Annotated in this window: 1 protein-coding gene; it reads right to left on the bottom strand. The window is 74.0% G+C overall.

The window, feature by feature from the left end:
* Positions 1–250 (bottom strand): EAL domain-containing protein (locus C7C46_RS34060; RefSeq protein ID WP_146259366.1); only part of this gene is annotated, 250 nt, incomplete at both ends.

The following is a 250-nucleotide window of genomic DNA, read 5'->3' as shown; positions in this document are numbered from 1 at the left end:
CCAGGTCGTGGGCGAGCCGCACCATCGCGCCGACGATCTGCTCGTCCGCCTCGCTGCGCCGCGAGCGCGGTTCGGGCCGCCCGATCGGGGCCGGGTCGCGGAAGCCCTCGATGAAGGTGCCGTCCAGCTTCAGCGCGTGCACCGGCAGCCGGGACAGGTAGGCCAGGTTGGAGTAGCCGGTGCCGAAGTCGTCGATGGCGATCCGCACCCCCATGTCGGCCAGCGCCTGCAGCGCCTGCAGCGGCCGCCC

It is taken from the genome of Streptomyces tateyamensis (assembly GCF_003205575.1).
Classification (GTDB): Bacteria; Actinomycetota; Actinomycetes; order Streptomycetales; family Streptomycetaceae; genus Kitasatospora; species Kitasatospora tateyamensis.
This window is presented reverse-complemented; position numbering and strand designations above follow the sequence as displayed.